This is a genomic window from Bartonella sp. AA1HLJMS, from assembly GCF_042197445.1.
Classification (GTDB): domain Bacteria; phylum Pseudomonadota; class Alphaproteobacteria; order Rhizobiales; family Rhizobiaceae; genus Bartonella.
The window spans coordinates 1-1466 of the sequence record NZ_JBHIRW010000171.1 but is presented as its reverse complement, the minus strand read 5'-3'; the positions used below and the strand labels follow the sequence as shown (position 1 = coordinate 1466).

Annotated in this window: 3 protein-coding genes; 2 read left to right on the top strand and 1 reads right to left on the bottom strand. The window is 35.1% G+C overall.

Annotation, left to right across the window (positions count from 1 at the left end; all coding sequences use genetic code 11):
* Window positions 1-113 precede the first annotated feature (113 nt).
* Window positions 114-557 (bottom strand): single-stranded DNA-binding protein, encoded by a 444-nt coding sequence (gene ssb, locus ACFIQE_RS10330; protein WP_375707698.1) that lies wholly within the window; start codon window positions 555-557, stop codon window positions 114-116.
* A gap of 214 nt (window positions 558-771) precedes the next feature.
* On the opposite strand from ssb, the gene ACFIQE_RS10325 reads away from it, so the two are divergent.
* A complete protein-coding gene (locus ACFIQE_RS10325) occupies window positions 772-1071 on the top strand; it encodes a BrnT family toxin (protein ID WP_375707697.1) in 300 nt (99 codons plus the stop codon).
* The gene (locus tag ACFIQE_RS10320; protein ID WP_375707696.1) at window positions 1049-1354 is read left to right on the top strand and encodes a BrnA antitoxin family protein; all 306 of its coding nucleotides are present in this window, start codon (window positions 1049-1051) and stop codon (window positions 1352-1354) included. Before ACFIQE_RS10325 ends, ACFIQE_RS10320 begins: the two co-directional genes overlap by 23 nt.
* The last annotated feature ends 112 nt before the right edge of the window (window positions 1355-1466 follow it).

Here is a 1466-nt window from a genome sequence, read left to right as displayed (position 1 = left end):
ATTGATTAACAGGATCTTGACGTACTTTCACTTGTGAAATGTAAGCATCTTTCTTCTTCATACATCCCCTAATCTGTAGGAGCCCACATGTTTCTCTTTGCTCTATTTTTCAATCAAAATAGTATGCTGTCATTAAGAGATGCACTATGATCAGCGGCACCTGAAGCGATAGCATAATTTTGAGAAGTAATAGATGAAGGGGCAGATTGATCTTTCTTTACATCAAGCAAATACAACGCGCCTTTGAATTGTGGTAAAATAATCTCTGTTGTGTAACGGTCATGCCCATTTTTATCTTGCCATTTGCGTGTCTGTAATTTGCCTTCTACGTAAACTTTTGAACCTTTGTTGAGATATTGAAGTGCAATTTTTGCCAAATGTGGATTAAAAACCACAATGGAGTGCCATTCCGTTTTCTCTACTTTTTGATGAGTATTTTTATCCGTATAGCTTTCAGAAGTTGCTATACTAAAATTGACTATTTCTGCTCCAGAATTCATTGTTTTGCTTTCGGGATTAGCACCAAGGCGTCCTATTAATGTCACTTTGTTTAGCATGTTTTAGTTACCTTAAATTTGTATTTAAATATGTAAAAATCTTAGCATAATTTTATTATTTTTTCAATTATTTCAGTTAATTAATCACAGTTTTTTAAGTATTACTTTATAATTTTATTTGATAAATTATTCATAAAAAAGATGTGTTATATAGATACTTCAGTCTTGTATTTAAAACTCTTGATATACATACATAAATGTATTAACATAAGACATGAAAATAAGATTTGAATGGGATGAAGCTAAAGCGAAAAGTAATATTAGAAAGCACCGTGTCAGTTTTGAAATTGCTGCTCGTGTTTTTGCAGACCCGTTCGCTATGGTTAAACAAGACCGTATTGAAAACGGAGAATATCGTTGGCAAACTTTGGGTCTTGTGGATGGTTTTTTACTGCTGCTCGTTGCGCATACTGTCCATGATGATAAAGATGGTATAGAAGTAATCCGTATTATTTCAGCGCGGCGAGCTAACTCGAAAGAAAGGAAACGTTATGAAGAAGAAAGTTCGTTATGAAATTGATGTAGGTAACTTATCACCTTTGACAGATAAACAGAAAGTTGAAGTTGATAAACTGGCTGCAATGCCGGACAGTGCAATTGATCATAGTGATATTCCGTCACTCAATGATGCATTCTGGAAAAACGCTGTTCGCAACCCATTCTATAAACCAACCAAAACTGTTACAACAGTGCGTGTGGATTCAGACGTTCTAGCGTGGCTTAAAAGTCAAGGGAAAGGATATCAAACGCGGATTAACGCCATTTTACGTGACGCCATGCTTCGTTCAATGCGTTGACCTCTTTCCTGCTACAAAGAGTATCAAACTGCTTTCGATAGTTTTTTATCTCCTTGTTGATCTCATCTATGAACGTTGAGAAGAAACAACGTAATCTGAACAGTTTTATAAA